We start from the raw sequence: 14115 nt of genomic DNA on the forward strand, positions 1-14115 counted from the left end.
CGATGCCCGACATCCGGCACACCGTCATCGACAGCCCGTACGACGCGCTGACCCTGGTCGCCGTCGACGGCGTCCTGAGCCGCATCCACATGACCGGCCAGCGCCACCGCCCCGCCGAGGAGACCTTCGGCGCACCGGACCCGCGCCCCTTCGGCGAGACGGTCCACCAGCTCGACGCGTACTTCGCCGGTGAACTCACCCAGTTCGCGCTGCCGTTGAACCTGATCGGCACCCCGTTCCAGCTCCGCGTCTGGGAGTCGCTGTGCCGGATCCCGTACGGCGAGACGCGCACCTACGGCGAGTTGGCCGAGGAGCTCGGCAACCCCGGGGCCTCGCGCGCCGTCGGGCTCGCCAACGGCAAGAACCCGGTGAGCATCGTCGTACCGTGCCACCGCGTCGTCGGCGCGAGCGGCTCCCTGACCGGGTACGGCGGCGGCCTCGACCGCAAGCGGCGACTCCTCGCCTTCGAGTCGGGAGCCGCCGCACCGGAGGACGCGCTCTTCTAGCGCGGGGTCGTCAGCGGAGCCGCTCCAGGAGCGCCGGCAGCGCCGTGCCGATCGGCTCGCGCACGATCTCGTCGGCGAGTTCGTCGTACGGGGTGGGCTGGGCGTTCACGATGATCAGCCGCGCCCCGTGCTCGGCCGCGATCCCCGCGAGGGAGGCGGCAGGCTGCACCTGGAGGCTCGTCCCGACCGCGATGAACACCTCGGCGGCCTTGGCGATCGACATCGCCCGGCCCAGGACCTCCGGGTCGAGCCGCTGCCCGAACATCACCGTCGCCGACTTCAGGATCCCTCCGCACACCGGGCACTTCGGGTCGTCCTCACCGGCCCGCACCCGGTCGAGCGCCTCCTCCATCGAGGAGCGGGCGTGACACGCCGTGCACACCACCGACCGCGCGGAGCCGTGGAGTTCGAGGACCTTGCGCTCCGAGAGCCCGGCGATCTGGTGCAGCCCGTCCACGTTCTGCGTGATCACCCGCACCGGCTGCCCGGTCCGCTCGAACCCGGCGATGGCCCGGTGCGCCGCGTTCGGCTCGGCCCGCAGCACCGGGCCGTCGAGCCGCATGCGCCAGGCACGGCGCCGGACGTCGGCGTCGGCCATGTAGTGCTCGTACGTGGCGAGCTTCTCGGCCTCCGGGTCGCGGGTCCACACCCCGTCGGGGCCCCGGTAGTCGGGGATGCCGGAGTCCGTGGAGATACCGGCTCCGCTGAGAATCGCGACCATGGTCATGCGGCCGAGGGTAGGCCGGTCCGAACGCCTCCCGCGAACGGATTACCGACAGAGGACCGTCGGCACCCCGCGCTGATCCGGGAGCGAGGCGGCATCATCGGGAGGGAGGCGGCCGGCTCCCTCGTGAGAACGGAGCGGAGCGGTGCCGCACCGGTCGAGGCGGACGAAGGAGTGCGGTGTCATGCGCGTCCTCATGGTCGGGGCGGGCGGCGTGGGTACGGCGATCACCAGGATCGCGGCCCGCCGTTCGTTCTTCGAGCACATCGTCGTCGCCGACTACGACCCGAGGCGGGCGGAGGCCGCCGTCGCCGCCCTCGGCGCGGACGAGCGCCGTTTCACCGCCGCCCGGCTCGACGCCTCGGACCCGGCAGCGGTACGAGCGGCCCTCGCCGAGCACCGCTGCGACGTCCTCCTCAACGCCACCGATCCCCGCTTCGTCCTGCCGCTCTTCGAGGCCGCCCTCGCCGAACGCGCCCACTACCTCGACATGGCGATGTCCCTGTCCCGGCCGCACCCCACGCGTCCGTACGAGGAGTGCGGAGTGAAGCTGGGGGACGCGCAGTTCGACCGGGCCGCCGAGTGGGAGGCGGCGGACCGGCTCGCCCTGGTCGGCATGGGCGTGGAACCGGGTCTCGCGGACGTCTTCGCCCGCCACGCCGCCGACACGCTCTTCGACGAGATCGAGGAGATCGGCGTCCGCGACGGCGCGAACCTGATCGTCGACGGCTACGACTTCGCCCCGTCCTTCAGCATCTGGACGACCATCGAGGAGTGCCTGAACCCGCCCGTCGTCTACGAGGAGGGGCGCGGCTGGTTCACCACCGCGCCCTTCAGCGAGCCGGAGGTCTTCGACTTCCCCGAGGGCATCGGTCCTGTGGAGTGCGTGAACGTCGAGCACGAGGAGGTGCTCCTCGTCCCCCGATGGGTGAAGGCCCGCCGCGTCACCTTCAAGTACGGCCTCGGCGAGGAGTTCATCGGCGTCCTGCGCACCCTCCACAAGCTGGGCCTCGACCGCACGGACCCGGTCACCGTGCACGGCGCCGACGGCGAGGTCGCCGTCTCCCCGCGCGATGTCGTCGCGGCTTGTCTGCCCGACCCCGCGAGCCTCGGCGACCGCATGCACGGCAAGACCTGCGCGGGCACCTGGGTGAAGGGCACCAAGGACGGACGGCCCCGGGAGGTGTACCTGTACCACGTGGTCGACAACCAGTGGTCGATGCGCGAGTACGGCAGCCAGGCCGTCGTGTGGCAGACCGCCATCAACCCGGTCGCCGCCCTCGAACTCCTCGCGACCGGGGCCTGGCACGGCCGGGGCGTCCTCGGCCCCGAGGCGCTGCCCCCGGCCCCCTTCCTCGACCTGCTCACGGAGTACGGCGCGCCCTGGGGCATGCGCGAACAGTGACCGTCGGGCCCGGCCGCCCGCACATGCGGGGCGGACCGGGCCTCCTTACGATGAAGGCAGCAGTCTCCCTGTTCTGTCCGGGTACGACCGGGGCGAGGGACTTATGGCCACTGAAGATGCCGCCACCGAGGACGCCGGGCCCGCCGGGCGCCCCGCGGGTCTGAAAGCGAACGCCATCGGGTTCGTCGACGCCCTGGTGATCGGACTCAACTCGACCTCGCCCGCCTACTCCCTCGCGGCCGTCATCGGCCCCGTCGTCGCCCTGGTCGGGATCTACGCGCCCGGCGTGATGTTCGCGTCCTTCGTGCCGATGCTGCTCATCGCGTCCGCGTTCTACTACCTGAACAAGGTCGACCAGGACTGCGGCACGACCTTCTCGTGGGTCACCCGCGCCATGGGCCCCTGGGCCGGCTGGCTCGGCGGCTGGGCCATCGCGATGACCGGCGTCCTCGTCGTCGGCTCGCTCGCCGACGTGGCCGTGAGCTTCGCGCTGCTCGCCGTCGGGCTCGACAGCTGGGTGGACAACGCCTTCGTACGCCAGCTGCTCACCGTGCTCCTCATCCTCGTGATGACGGCCGTGTGCGTCATCGGCACCGAGCTGTCGGCCAAGGTGCAGAACGTCCTCATCCTGGCGCAGGTCGCCTGTCTGCTGATCTTCGTGGCCGTGGCGCTCTACGCGGTCTACGCCGACACCAGCGTCTACGAATCGGCCGAGCCCTCCTGGAGCTGGCTCAACCCCTTCGGCGCCGGTGGCGCCGCGCTGACCGGCGGGCTCCTCCTGGGCGTCTTCATCTACTGGGGCTGGGAGTCTGCCGTCAACCTGACCGAAGAGGTCAGGGACTCCGCGAGCGCCCCGGGCCGGGCGGGCCTCTGGTCGACCGTCATCCTGCTCGTCACCTACGTGTCCGTCGGCTTCGCGGTCGTCGCCTACGCCGGGCCGGCGTTCCTCGCCGAGAACGCGGACGAGGAGGAGTTCATCTTCGCCCAGCTCGCCGGGGACGTCCTGGGCGGCTGGGACTGGATCCTGCTGATCGCCGTCTCCACCTCGGCGATCGCCTCCACCCAGACCACCATCATCCCGGCCTCGCGCACCGCGCTGTCCATGGCCCGCCGCCGGGCGCTGCCCGAGCACTACGGCCACATCAGCCCGCGCTTCCGTACCCCTGACGTCAGTACCTGGTGGGTCGCCGCCATCGCCATCGGCTGGTACCTCGTGGTCAACCAGATCAGCAGCAACGCCCTCTACGACTCGCTGACCGCGCTCTCGCTGCTGATCTCCTTCTACTACGCGCTCACGGGCCTGGCCTGCGTCGTGTACTACCGCCGCCATCTCTTCGAGAGCGTGCACAACTTCCTGCTGATCGGCCTCGGGCCGCTGGTCGGCGCCGGACTGCTGACCTGGCTGCTCGTGAAGTCGGTCTCGGACATGTCCGACCCGGCCAACTCCTACAGCGGCACCTCCTGGTTCGGCCTCGGCCCCCCGCTCGTCATCGGCATCTGCATCGCCCTCACCGGGGTGGTCCTCATGATCGTCCGGCGGTTCGTTGCCCCGGCCTTCTGGAGCGAGCGCCCGGGCGTGGCCGATCCCGACCTGGTGCACGGCAGCGGCCCTGGCTCCGGCCCCGGCTCGGGTCCCGGCTCCGGCGAGGAGAGCTGAGATGTCGGTCGTGCTCGGCTACGACGAATCACCCGGCGCCGCCCGCGCGTTGCGGATCGCCGTCGAGGTGGCGCACGCCTTCGACGAGACGCTCGTCCTGGTCTACGGCGCCGCGGTCCCCGGCCCCACGGGCGAGGAGTACCGGTCCCACCATGAGGCCATCCGGGAGGCGGGCCGCACCGGGCTGCGGCACGCGGTCACGGAGGCCGAACGGGTGGGCGTGCCGACCGTCGTCGAGGTGATCGACCGGAAGCCGGCGGAGGCCCTGATCGACGCCGCGAACCGGCACGCCGCACGCGTCATCGTGGTCGGCAGCTGGGGCGAGAGCCCGATGCGCGGCGCGCTCCTGGGCTCGACGCCCCACAAGCTGCTGCACATGTCCCGCGTCCCCGTCCTCTGCGTGCCAACCGAGGACTGAGGGCTCAGCGGACCGGGTGGCCGTTCTCCAGCTCCACCGGGCCGCCGCCGCGCGCCAGGGCGTCGAGGGCCGCGACCACCCGCCGGCCCAGCGAACCGGGGAGATGGGCGATCGCCTCCGAGGGGTCGATCAGCTTCCAGGAGAGCAGCTCCTCCTCCTGGAGCCGGATCGCGGCGAACCGCTCGTCCGGCAGCACCCCGCCGTCGTAGATGTACGCCACGATCGGCGGCCGCTCCGTGCCGTGCACCCAGTCGACCGCGAGCAGCGCCCCCAGCTCCAGATCCAGGCCGATCTCCTCAGCCGTCTCGCGGCGCGCCGCCTGACGGGGCGTCTCACCCGCGTCCGACTCGATCGTGCCGCCGGGCAGCGTCCAGCCCTCGCGGTAGTTCGGCTCGACGATCAGGACGCGCCCCTCGCCGTCCCGGAAGAGCGCGGCGGCTCCGGCGAGGACGCGGGGCAGGCCGGCGATGTACAAGGCGTAGTCGTTCGTCGTCATACGGTCAGCGTAGCCAGCCGCAGCGTCCGCTCGGCCAGCTCGCTGATCCGCACCCGGTCGAAGCCGAACACCGCGCTGCGCACTCGGTCCTCCAGCGGCTCCGACCACTGCGGCGGGATCGCCGCCGCCCCGCACATCACCCCCGCCACCGAGCCGGCCGTCGCCCCGTTCGAGTCGGTGTCCAGGCCGCCCCGGACGGTCAGGGCGAGGGTGGCGCTGAAGTCGCCGCCGCCGTACAGCAGCCCGGCCGTGAGGACCGCCGCGTTCGGCACGGTGTGGATCCAGCCCAGGCCGGCCGTCCGCTCCGCGAGTTCGGCGAGCGCGTCGGACCACTCCACCCCCGCCTCGTGCAGCGCCATCGCGTGCCGGACGGTGCGCGCGAGCCTGCTGCTCGCCGGGATCCGCTCGAGCGCCGTCTCCAGCGCCGTCCGCACGTCCGGCGCGGTGAAGGCGGCGGCGATCAGGGCGGCCGCCCACATCGCTCCGTACACCCCGTTCCCCGTGTGGGACAGCACCGCGTCCCTGCGGGCGAGCGAGGCGGCGCGCCGGGGGTCGCCGGGGGAGGTCCAGCCGTACACGTCGGCCCGGATCAGCGCGCCGATCCACTCCTGGTGCGGATTGTCGTACGTGGCGGTCAGCGGCGGCTTCAGCCCGTTGGCGAGATTGCGGTAGGCGGTCCGCTCGGCGGTGAACGTCTGGAGGTACGGCAGCCGCAGCAGCCAGTGCTCGCCCACCTGCTCGGTCGTGAAGGCGAACCCCCGGGTCTCCAGGAGGTGCAGGCCGAGGACCGAGTAGTCGATGTCGTCGTCCCGGCAGCTCCCCCGGATCCGCCCGCGCACGCAACCGGGCCACTCGGGCCGCAGCTCGAACCCCTGGGCGAGAGCGTCGGGCGGCGGTGGGGGCAGGTAGTCGGTGAGCGGAAGGGCGTCCGTGACCCGCAGGTACCGGTCGATGAGCTCGGGCGTCCACAGGTCGCCGCGCTCGACGGGCTTGCCGAGCATGTTCCCGGCGATCCGGCCCGTCCAGCCACCGAGGATGCGGTCGGCGAGTTGGCTGTGATCGATCGGATCCGATTCCGTGCTCATATGGACCCACTATGGTGCGAAATATGGCCTTATCAGGGGGTGGCACGCCGTCTGGGGTGCGGATAGGGTCGGCCACGGCGCGACTGCACGTTCGAAAGCAAGGGATGCAAGGTGACGGACGGAGCAGTAACTGAGGTCGCACGCGTACTCGTCGCGGCCGACAAGTTCAAGGGCTCGCTCACGGCCGTACAGGTCGCGGAGCGGGTCACAGCAGGTCTGCGACGGGTCGTCCCGGAGCTGGAAGTGGAGACCCTGCCGGTGGCGGACGGCGGCGACGGTACGGTCGCGGCCGCGGTGGCGGCCGGTTTCGAACGCCGTGAGGTACGGGTGACCGGGCCGGTCGGCGACCCGGTGACCGCGGCGTTCGCGCTGCGCGGCACCACGGCGGTCGTGGAGATGGCGGAGGCCTCGGGCCTCCAGCTGCTGCCGACGGGCGTGTTCGCCCCCCTGACGTCGACGACGTACGGCTCGGGCGAGCTGCTGCGCGCGGCGCTGGACGCGGGCGCGACGACGATCGTCTTCGGCGTGGGCGGCAGCGCGACGACGGACGGCGGCGCGGGCATGCTGGCCGCGCTGGGCGCGGTCTTCCTGGACGCGGAGGGCGAGTTGGTGGGCCCGGGCGGAGCGGCCCTGTCGTCCCTGGCGACGGCGGACCTGTCGGGCCTGGACGAGCGCTTCGCCTCGGTGGACCTGATCCTGGCGAGCGACGTGGACAACCCCCTGACGGGCCCGAAGGGCGCGCCGGCGGTCTACGGTCCGCAGAAGGGCGCGTCGCCGGAGGACGTCGAGACGCTGGACGCGGCGCTCGCGCACTTCGTGACGGTCCTGGAGAAGGCCATCGGCCCCAAGGCGTCCGAGTGCGCGGTCGCCCCGGGCGCGGGTGGCGCGGGCGGCATCGGGTACGGCGCCCTTGTCGGCCTGGACGCGAGCTTCCGCCCCGGCATCGAGCTGATGCTGGACGTCCTGGGCTTCGCCCCGGCCCTCGACCGGGCCACGCTCGTCATCACGGGCGAGGGCTCCCTGGACGAGCAGACCCTCCACGGCAAGGCCCCTGCGGGCGTCGCGGCGGCGGCCCGAGCGGCGGGCAAGGAAGTCATCGCGGTCTGCGGCCGCCTGGCCCTCACCCAGGACGCCCTGACGGCAGCCGGCATCAGCCGCGCCTACCCGCTCTCGGCCCTGGAACCCGACCCGGCCAAGTCCATCCCCAACGCGGGCCCGCTCCTGGAAGAGGTCGCGGCGACCATCGCCCGCGACTACTTGGTGTAGCCGCCGGGCGCGGCGCGAAAGTGACCGCGCCCGCAGGCGCGAAACTGCCGCCGCCTCGTGGTCGCCGGGCTCACGGAGCGGACGCGCCCGCAAGGGCGCCGTCCCGCTGTGCCCACCCGTCCCGCCCCAGCGGGACGATTGCCCACAGCGGGGTGGGGTTGCCGCCGACGCGCCCGCTGCCGCCCCGCCCGCAGCGGGGCGCAGCCCCGCACCCCCACCCGCCCCCGGCAGGGTTTCGGGAAGGGGTGGGGTGGGGGACGTCGCCTTGGCGGTCACCCCGCCCCCGCCCCCGTCAAGCGGAACGCGTCCAACGCCAGTGTCATCTCCGTCAGGTCCCGCGGGCGGGACAAGGACCTCGACGTCAGCTGCTCCAAGCGGCGCAGGCGGTTGAAGACCGTGTTCCGGTGGCAGTACAGGCGGGACGCCGCCCGCCCCGCCGACCCCTCGCAGTCCAGCCAGACGTCCAGCGTCTCCAGCAGGATCGCCCGATCCGCGGGGTCCAGCTCCAGCAGCGCCCCCAGGACGTCCGCCACCAGCAGGCCCGCCAGTTCCGGCTGCCCCACCACCAGCGCCCCCGCCATCCGGCGGTCGAGGCGGACGATCTGCCGCGATTCCGGCGGACTCGTCCGCAGCGCCAGCTCCGCGAGGCGTCGCGCCCGGCCCAGTTCGGCCAGTCCCGTCACCACCGGGCTGATCCCGCCCGGACCCGGGCACCGCCCCTCCAGGAGCTCCGACAGCGCGTCCAGTCCTGTGCCCTCCGCCAGCGACACGACCCCGAACTCGCAGTCCGCGCCCATCCGCCACAGGAACCGCACCCCGGCCCCCTGAAGCCGCCGGTGGAACGGCTCCGGCACCTCCCGGCGGTCGTGCCGCAGCACCACCACCGCGTACCGGCCGTGCTCCGGAAGATCAAGGCCCGCCGCCGCCCGTGACGTGACCTCGGGCGAGCGCTGCCCGTGGAGCAGCGCGTCCAGGAGCGCCTGGAGCTGCTCGTCCGTACGCCGCCGCAGCTCCAGCTCCGTCGCCCGGTACGCCTCCGACGCCGTGTCCGCCTGCGCGTCCACCGCCGACCACATGATCGTCGCCGACTGCGTCAGCGCGGCGAGCCGGGACGGAAACCCCGACGCGTCCTCGATCAGCGCGTCCCACACCAGCTGCCCGGCATGCCGGTACGCGTGTACGACCAGCTCCAGCGGCATGCCCTGCTCGGCCCGCCGCCGCCCCAGCTCGTCCGCGTGCTCCAGATCCCGCCGGGGCGAGTCCCGCGGCGCCGAGATCATCTCGATCCCGATGCGCAAGGCCTCCTGGGCCTCACGCCAGTGCTGGTCGTACGGCACGATCCGGCCGTACGCCGGCTCGTACTCGTGCAGCTCCCTCAGATGCTCGTCCACCAGCTCCGGCAGCCGCTCCAGAAGCGCCGTGCACGCCTCCGACAGCAGCTTCCAGTCGTCGCCGGTCCGCGGTCTGCGCCGTCCCATGCCCGGAGGATGCCACCCCCGCCCCCTTCCCGACAGGCCCCTGACACGCGGTGTTGTGCGCGTGCACAACCCACCGCCACGCCCGCTGGTCACCGGCAGCGATTCGGCCGCCGAACGTGGACGGGCGGCCACCGCGGTGCTGGGGTGAGCGCCACTGAACGGGCCACGGAAGGGGAGCCATGGGAGGGACCGCACTCGCCCTCGAGGTAGCGGACCTGTCGGCGGGATACGGACCGGTACGTGCGCTGAGGCAGGTGTCGCTCACCGTGCCGGAGGGCGGAGTCGTCACCGTCCTCGGCGGCAACGGAGCGGGCAAGTCCACGCTGCTGCGGGCCGTCTCGCGCACACTGTCGTTCCACGGCGGAGCCGTCACTTCCGGCACCGTGACCTTCGGCGGCCGCCCGATCGGCGGGCTCGCCCCCGACCGGGTCGTCGCCGCCGGGGTCTCCCAGGTGCCGGAAGGGCGGCAGGTCTTCGCGCGGATGACCGTCGAGGACAACCTGCGCGCCGGGGCGCTCGGCGCGCGAGGCGACCGCGCGGGAAAGGCCACCGCCCTCAAGCGGGTGCACGAGCTCTTTCCCGTCCTCGCCGAACGCGCCCACCAGCGCGCCGGGCTCCTCTCCGGCGGCGAGCAGCAGATGCTCGCCGTCGGCCGGGCCCTGATGGCCTCGCCGAAGCTGCTGCTCCTGGACGAGCCCTCGCTCGGCCTGGCCCCGCTGATGGCCGCCCGGATCGCCGACACCATCCGCGAGATCAACGCCCAGGGCACCGCCGTGCTCCTCGTCGAACAGAACGCGGCGCTCGCTCTGCGGCTCGCCACACGGGCGTACGTCCTGGAGGTCGGCGAGGTCACCCTCTCAGGACCGGCCGCCGAACTCGCCGCCTCCGACGAGGTCCGCCGCCGCTACCTGGGCGTCGTGGACGAGGAAGCCGCCGCCGACGCGGCGACCGCCGCCACCGTCCACCCCGTGCTCTCCCGCTGGGAGGGCGGCCGATGACACCCACCGCCGAGCACCCCGAGAGCCTCGAAGTCCGCGACCTCACCGTCCGCTTCGCCGGGCTCACCGCCCTCGACACCGTCTCCTTCGCCGTCCGCCCCGGCACCGTCCACGCCGTCATCGGGCCCAACGGCGCCGGCAAGTCCACCTGCTTCAACGTGCTCTCCGGGGTCTACCGGGCGACCTCCGGCAGCGTCCGCTTCGGCGCCCACGAGCTCACCGCCCTGGCCCCGCACAAGATCGCCGAGCTCGGCGTCGCCCGCATCTTCCAGAACCTCGCGCTGCCGCCCCGCGCCACCGTCGAGGACAGCCTGATGCTCGGCCGCCACCGGCTCACCCGGACCGGCTTCGTCGCCGCCGGGCTCCGGCTGCCCTCCGCCGCCCGCGAGGACGCCCGCCACCGCGCCCGCGTCCGCGAGATCGCCGCCTTCGTCGGCCTGGAGAAGCAGCTCCGGCAGCCCGCGGGATCGCTTCCGTACGGGCAGCAGAAGCTCGCCGAACTCGCCCGTGCCCTCTGCATGGAGCCCAAGCTGCTCCTCCTCGACGAACCCGTGGCCGGCATGACCGCCGACGAGCGGCGCCGTACCGCCGCCGTCATCGCGGGTGTCCGGGACAGCCTCGGGATCTCCATCGTCCTCGTCGAGCACGACATGGGAGTGGTGATGCGGCTCGCCGACGCCGTCACCGTCCTCGACTTCGGCCGCCGCATCGCCGACGGCGCCCCCGGCGACGTACAGAACGACCCGGCGGTCGTCCGCGCCTATCTCGGAGAGGAGACCGCCGAGTGACCACCTTCGCCGAACTCCTGCTCAACGGCGTCTCGTTGGGCTCGATCTACGCCCTCATCGCCCTCGGCTTCGTGGTGATCTTCCGCGCCACCGAGGTCGTCAACTTCGCCCACGCCTCGCTGCTCCTCGCGGGCGGGTACTTCACCGCCGTCCTCCATGACGACATCGGCTTCTGGCCGGCCCTCGCCGTGGGCATCGGGGGAGCGGCGGCCGTCGGCGCCGCCGTCGAGTTCCTCGTGATGCGCCGCTACCGGGGCTCCGACCACAGCGTCCTCGCCATCGTCACCATCGGCGTCGACATCCTGCTCGCCACCGAGCTGACCCGCCGCATCGGTACAGACATCCTGTCGCTCGGCGACCCGTGGGGCGACGCCGTCGTCACCATCGGCCCGGTCACCCTCGCGCAGACCCGGATCGCCGCCTTCCTCCTCGCGGGCCTGCTCATCACGGCCTTCCTGCTGGCCTTCCGGTACACCTCCTGGGGCGTCGCCATGCGCGCCGCCGCCGAGAACCAGGAGACCGCCGCCCTGATGGGCATCAGGCTCGGCCGGGTCTCGCTCGGCGCCTGGGCGGTGGCCGGCGGACTCGCCGCCGTCGCCGCGCTCTTCCTCACCGTCTTCCCCACCCCCGGCCTGGAGCGCTCCACCTCCTTCGCCGCGATGAAGGCCTTCCCCGCCGCCATCCTCGGCGGCCTCGACTCCACCACCGGCGCCCTCGTCGGCGGCCTCCTGGTCGGCGTCACCGAGTCCCTCGCCACCGGCTACCAGGGCGATCTGACCTTCCTCGGCCGGGGCATCGGCGACGTCGCCCCGTATCTGGTGATGGTCGCGGTGCTGCTGATCCGTCCGGCCGGACTCTTCGGTACGAAGGAGCTGGCCCGTGTCTGAGACCCTCGCACCCCGGGCCGCAGCCGCGTTCGCCCGGCCCCGCGTCTACGGCTGGGCCGCCGCCGGGCTCGTCCTCGCCGCCTTCCCCTTCTACCTGGACCGCTTCTGGCTCCAGGCCGGGCTCTTCGCCATGGCCGCCGCGATCGGCGCCATCGGCATCAACCTGCTGACCGGGGCCACCGGCCAGCTCTCCATGGGCCACGCCTTCTTCCTCGCCGTCGGCGCGTACGGCTACTGCGCCTTCGCCGGAGACGGTTCCGACGGCCTCACCGGGCTCGGCCTGCCGGGCTGGCTCGCCGCCGTCCTCGCGGTCGTCCTCGCGGGCCTCGCGGGCGGCGTCTTCAGCCCCATCGCGGGCCGGCTGAGGGGCGCGTACCTCGGCATCGCCACCCTCGCGCTGATCTTCATCGGCCAGCACGTCCTCTTCAACGCCCACGACCTCACCGGCGGCTTCAACGGCCGCGCGGTGCCCCCGCTCAGCCTCTTCGGGATCACCTTCGACGACACCGAGCTGCTCGTCGCCCAGGTGCCCTTCGGCTCCGCCGAGAAGCTCTGGTACCTCGGCCTCGTCCTCCTCCTCGCGGGCGCCCTCTTCGCCCGCGGGGTCCTGCGCGGCCGCCCCGGCCGCGCCATGAACGCCATCCGGGACCACCGGATCGCAGCGGGCGTCATGGGCATCCCCGTGGCCCGCTACCGCGCCGCCGTCTTCGTCCTGTCGTCCATGTACGCGGGTCTGGCGGGCGTGCTCCTCGCGCTGGTCTTCCAGCGCACCGTGCCGGAGTACTTCGGCATGCTGCTCTCCCTCGAATACCTGGCCATGATCGTCATCGGCGGTCTCGGCTCGGTCGCCGGCGCGGTGGTCGGAGGCGTCTTCGTCTCCCTCCTGCCGCAGCTCCTCAACCGGTACAGCGACGCGCTTCCCCTGGTCTCCGCCCCCGGGACGGGCGGGATCGCACCGGGGGAGGCCGCCCGCTACCTCTACGGCGCCGCCGTCGTCGCGGTGGTGCTCTTCCTGCCCGGAGGCCTGGTCCGGCTGGCCGCCCGGAAACCCAAGCGATCCACCCAACCCTCGACCTCGCACTCCTCTGGGGAGGAACGATGACCCACCGACGACTGGCGTCCAGAACCCTGGCCGTCTCGCTCGCCACCCTCGTCGCCCTGACCGCCGCCGGCTGCAGCTCCAAGGCCAAGACCGGCGAGGACAAGGGCACCGGCGCCGGCGGCGTGAAGGCCGGCAAGGGCGTCACCGACAAGACCATCACGCTCGGCGCGCTCACCGACATGACCGGCGTGTACGCCACGCTCGGCAAGAGCGTCACCCAGGCACAGCAGCTGTACGTGAAGCAGGTCAACGCGGCCGGCGGGATCTGCGGCCGGCAGCTGGAGCTGACGGTCCGCGACCACGGCTACGACCCGCAGAAGGCGCTCTCCGCCTACACCGAGCTGGAGCCGAAGGTGGTCGGCTACGCCCAGTTCATCGGCTCCCCCTTCGTCGCGGCGGTCAAGCAGCGCGTCGACGGCCAGGACAAGGGGCTCGTGCTGCCCCAGGCCTGGTCCGCCTCGCTGCTCGGCTCCCCGTACATCCGCGTCCTGGGCTCCACGTACGACATCGAGACGATCAACGCCGTCGACTTCCTGGTGAAGGAGAAGGGCCTGAAGTCCGGCGACAAGATCGGCCACGTCTACTTCGAGGGCGACTACGGCGAGAACGCGCTCGCGGGCTCGAAGTACGCGGCCGAGAAGGCGGGCCTCACCGTCGTCGAGCAGAAGATCAAGCCCACCGACAACGACATGTCGGCGCAGGTCGCCGCGCTCAAGCAGGCGGGCGTCAAGGCCATCGTGATCAGCGCGGGCCCGCGCCAGGCCGCCTCCCTGGTCGGCGTCGCGGCGGCCACCAAGCTCCAGGTGCCGGTCATCGGCAACAACTCGGCCTTCGCCCCGCAGCTGCTCGGCACCCAGGCCGGTCCGGCCCTGGAGAAGATGTACTGGTTCGCCTCGCCGAGCCTGCCGATCGGCGCGGACACCGCGGCCGCGAAGAAGCTCGTCGCCGACTACAAGGCCGCGTACCCGAGCGACAGCCTCGACAACGGCATCGTCGCCGGCTGGACGGCCGCGACCGTCTTCGGCGAGGCCCTGAAGAAGGCCTGCGCCTCCAAGGACCTCACCCGCGAGGGCATCGACAAGGCGCTGCTGACCCTGAAGGACGTCGACCTCGGCTTCGGCATGAAGCACGACTTCAGCGACCCGAAGGCCCCGTCCTCCCGCGAGTCGGTCATCATCCAGCCCGACAAGACCGTCCCCGGCGGCATGCGCACGGTCCGCGAGCCCTTCGTCTCCGACACGGCGAAGGAGTACACCCCGAAGGCCGGCTGACCCCACACGCCGTCCCTGACGGACGTACGACGAA

The 14115-nt window shown here is 72.6% G+C and carries 14 protein-coding genes; 10 read left to right on the forward strand and 4 right to left on the reverse strand.

What is annotated here, in order from left to right:
• Positions 1 to 2: 2 nt before the first annotated feature.
• Positions 3 to 506 carry a methylated-DNA--[protein]-cysteine S-methyltransferase gene (locus ACFWRO_RS03640; protein ID WP_384503938.1) on the forward strand — a complete coding sequence of 168 codons (504 nt, stop codon included), beginning with the start codon at positions 3 to 5 and terminating at the stop codon, positions 504 to 506.
• A gap of 10 nt (positions 507 to 516) precedes the next feature.
• Here the strand turns inward: ACFWRO_RS03640 and ACFWRO_RS03645 are convergent, their stop codons facing one another.
• Positions 517 to 1233 (reverse strand): NAD-dependent deacetylase, encoded by a 717-nt coding sequence (locus ACFWRO_RS03645; RefSeq protein ID WP_384503940.1) that lies wholly within the window; start codon positions 1231 to 1233, stop codon positions 517 to 519.
• Positions 1234 to 1414: 181 nt separating this feature from the next.
• Between ACFWRO_RS03645 and ACFWRO_RS03650 the strand changes: the two genes are divergently transcribed.
• The 3 genes from ACFWRO_RS03650 (at position 1415) to ACFWRO_RS03660 (ending at position 4710) form a co-directional block, all read left to right on the forward strand.
• A complete protein-coding gene (locus ACFWRO_RS03650; RefSeq protein ID WP_384503942.1) occupies positions 1415 to 2635 on the forward strand; it encodes a saccharopine dehydrogenase family protein in 1221 nt (406 codons plus the stop codon).
• Positions 2636 to 2738: 103 nt separating this feature from the next.
• On the forward strand, positions 2739 to 4292 hold the full coding sequence (locus ACFWRO_RS03655) for an APC family permease (protein ID WP_384503943.1): 1554 nt from the start codon (positions 2739 to 2741) through the stop codon (positions 4290 to 4292).
• 1 nt (position 4293) lies between these two features.
• Positions 4294 to 4710, forward strand: coding sequence for a universal stress protein (locus ACFWRO_RS03660; RefSeq protein ID WP_384503945.1), 417 nt, complete (start codon positions 4294 to 4296; stop codon positions 4708 to 4710).
• Between the two features lie 4 nt (positions 4711 to 4714).
• Here ACFWRO_RS03660 and ACFWRO_RS03665 read toward each other — a convergent pair whose 3' ends face one another.
• Both ACFWRO_RS03665 and ACFWRO_RS03670 read right to left on the reverse strand, forming a co-directional pair.
• Positions 4715 to 5206, reverse strand: a complete 492-nt coding sequence (locus ACFWRO_RS03665) for an NUDIX domain-containing protein (protein WP_384503946.1) — start codon at positions 5204 to 5206, stop codon at positions 4715 to 4717.
• Entirely contained in the window at positions 5203 to 6291 is a 1089-nt protein-coding gene (locus ACFWRO_RS03670) for an ADP-ribosylglycohydrolase family protein (protein WP_384503948.1), read from the reverse strand. The genes ACFWRO_RS03665 and ACFWRO_RS03670 overlap by 4 nt, the downstream gene beginning before the upstream one ends.
• Positions 6292 to 6402: 111 nt before the next feature.
• Between ACFWRO_RS03670 and ACFWRO_RS03675 the strand changes: the two genes are divergently transcribed.
• On the forward strand, positions 6403 to 7557 hold the full coding sequence (locus ACFWRO_RS03675) for a glycerate kinase (RefSeq protein WP_384503950.1): 1155 nt from the start codon (positions 6403 to 6405) through the stop codon (positions 7555 to 7557).
• 272 nt (positions 7558 to 7829) lie between these two features.
• Here ACFWRO_RS03675 and ACFWRO_RS03680 read toward each other — a convergent pair whose 3' ends face one another.
• Positions 7830 to 9035 (reverse strand): PucR family transcriptional regulator, encoded by a 1206-nt coding sequence (locus tag ACFWRO_RS03680; protein WP_384503952.1) that lies wholly within the window; start codon positions 9033 to 9035, stop codon positions 7830 to 7832.
• 179 nt (positions 9036 to 9214) lie between these two features.
• Between ACFWRO_RS03680 and ACFWRO_RS03685 the strand changes: the two genes are divergently transcribed.
• Genes ACFWRO_RS03685 through ACFWRO_RS03705 form a run of 5 tightly spaced genes read left to right on the forward strand, consistent with a single transcriptional unit; the run spans position 9215 to position 14081 of the window.
• The gene (locus tag ACFWRO_RS03685; protein WP_384503954.1) at positions 9215 to 10033 is read left to right on the forward strand and encodes an ABC transporter ATP-binding protein; all 819 of its coding nucleotides are present in this window, start codon (positions 9215 to 9217) and stop codon (positions 10031 to 10033) included.
• Complete coding sequence (locus ACFWRO_RS03690; RefSeq protein WP_384503956.1) at positions 10030 to 10821, forward strand: ABC transporter ATP-binding protein; 792 nt, start codon at positions 10030 to 10032, stop codon at positions 10819 to 10821. The genes ACFWRO_RS03685 and ACFWRO_RS03690 overlap by 4 nt, the downstream gene beginning before the upstream one ends.
• Positions 10818 to 11708, forward strand: a complete 891-nt coding sequence (locus tag ACFWRO_RS03695; protein WP_384503958.1) for a branched-chain amino acid ABC transporter permease — start codon at positions 10818 to 10820, stop codon at positions 11706 to 11708. The genes ACFWRO_RS03690 and ACFWRO_RS03695 overlap by 4 nt, the downstream gene beginning before the upstream one ends.
• Positions 11701 to 12810, forward strand: coding sequence for a branched-chain amino acid ABC transporter permease (locus tag ACFWRO_RS03700; RefSeq protein WP_384503960.1), 1110 nt, complete (start codon positions 11701 to 11703; stop codon positions 12808 to 12810). The genes ACFWRO_RS03695 and ACFWRO_RS03700 overlap by 8 nt, the downstream gene beginning before the upstream one ends.
• A complete protein-coding gene (locus ACFWRO_RS03705) occupies positions 12807 to 14081 on the forward strand; it encodes an ABC transporter substrate-binding protein (RefSeq protein ID WP_384503962.1) in 1275 nt (424 codons plus the stop codon). Before ACFWRO_RS03700 ends, ACFWRO_RS03705 begins: the two co-directional genes overlap by 4 nt.
• The last annotated feature ends 34 nt before the right edge of the window (positions 14082 to 14115 follow it).

The organism is Streptomyces sp. NPDC058579, assembly GCF_042718575.1.
In the GTDB taxonomy this organism is placed as follows: domain Bacteria; phylum Actinomycetota; class Actinomycetes; order Streptomycetales; family Streptomycetaceae; genus Streptomyces.

Coding starts and splice junctions, on each gene's coding strand:
- ACFWRO_RS03705 (WP_384503962.1), top strand. CDS start 12,807: ATGACCCACCGACGACTGGCGTCCAGAACCCTGGCCGTCTCGCTCGCC.
- ACFWRO_RS03680 (WP_384503952.1), bottom strand. CDS start 9,035: ATGGGACGGCGCAGACCGCGGACCGGCGACGACTGGAAGCTGCTGTCG.
- ACFWRO_RS03655 (WP_384503943.1), top strand. CDS start 2,739: ATGGCCACTGAAGATGCCGCCACCGAGGACGCCGGGCCCGCCGGGCGC.
- ACFWRO_RS03645 (WP_384503940.1), bottom strand. CDS start 1,233: ATGACCATGGTCGCGATTCTCAGCGGAGCCGGTATCTCCACGGACTCC.
- ACFWRO_RS03690 (WP_384503956.1), top strand. CDS start 10,030: ATGACACCCACCGCCGAGCACCCCGAGAGCCTCGAAGTCCGCGACCTC.
- ACFWRO_RS03660 (WP_384503945.1), top strand. CDS start 4,294: ATGTCGGTCGTGCTCGGCTACGACGAATCACCCGGCGCCGCCCGCGCG.
- ACFWRO_RS03640 (WP_384503938.1), top strand. CDS start 3: ATGCCCGACATCCGGCACACCGTCATCGACAGCCCGTACGACGCGCTG.
- ACFWRO_RS03685 (WP_384503954.1), top strand. CDS start 9,215: ATGGGAGGGACCGCACTCGCCCTCGAGGTAGCGGACCTGTCGGCGGGA.
- ACFWRO_RS03650 (WP_384503942.1), top strand. CDS start 1,415: ATGCGCGTCCTCATGGTCGGGGCGGGCGGCGTGGGTACGGCGATCACC.
- ACFWRO_RS03670 (WP_384503948.1), bottom strand. CDS start 6,291: ATGAGCACGGAATCGGATCCGATCGATCACAGCCAACTCGCCGACCGC.
- ACFWRO_RS03665 (WP_384503946.1), bottom strand. CDS start 5,206: ATGACGACGAACGACTACGCCTTGTACATCGCCGGCCTGCCCCGCGTC.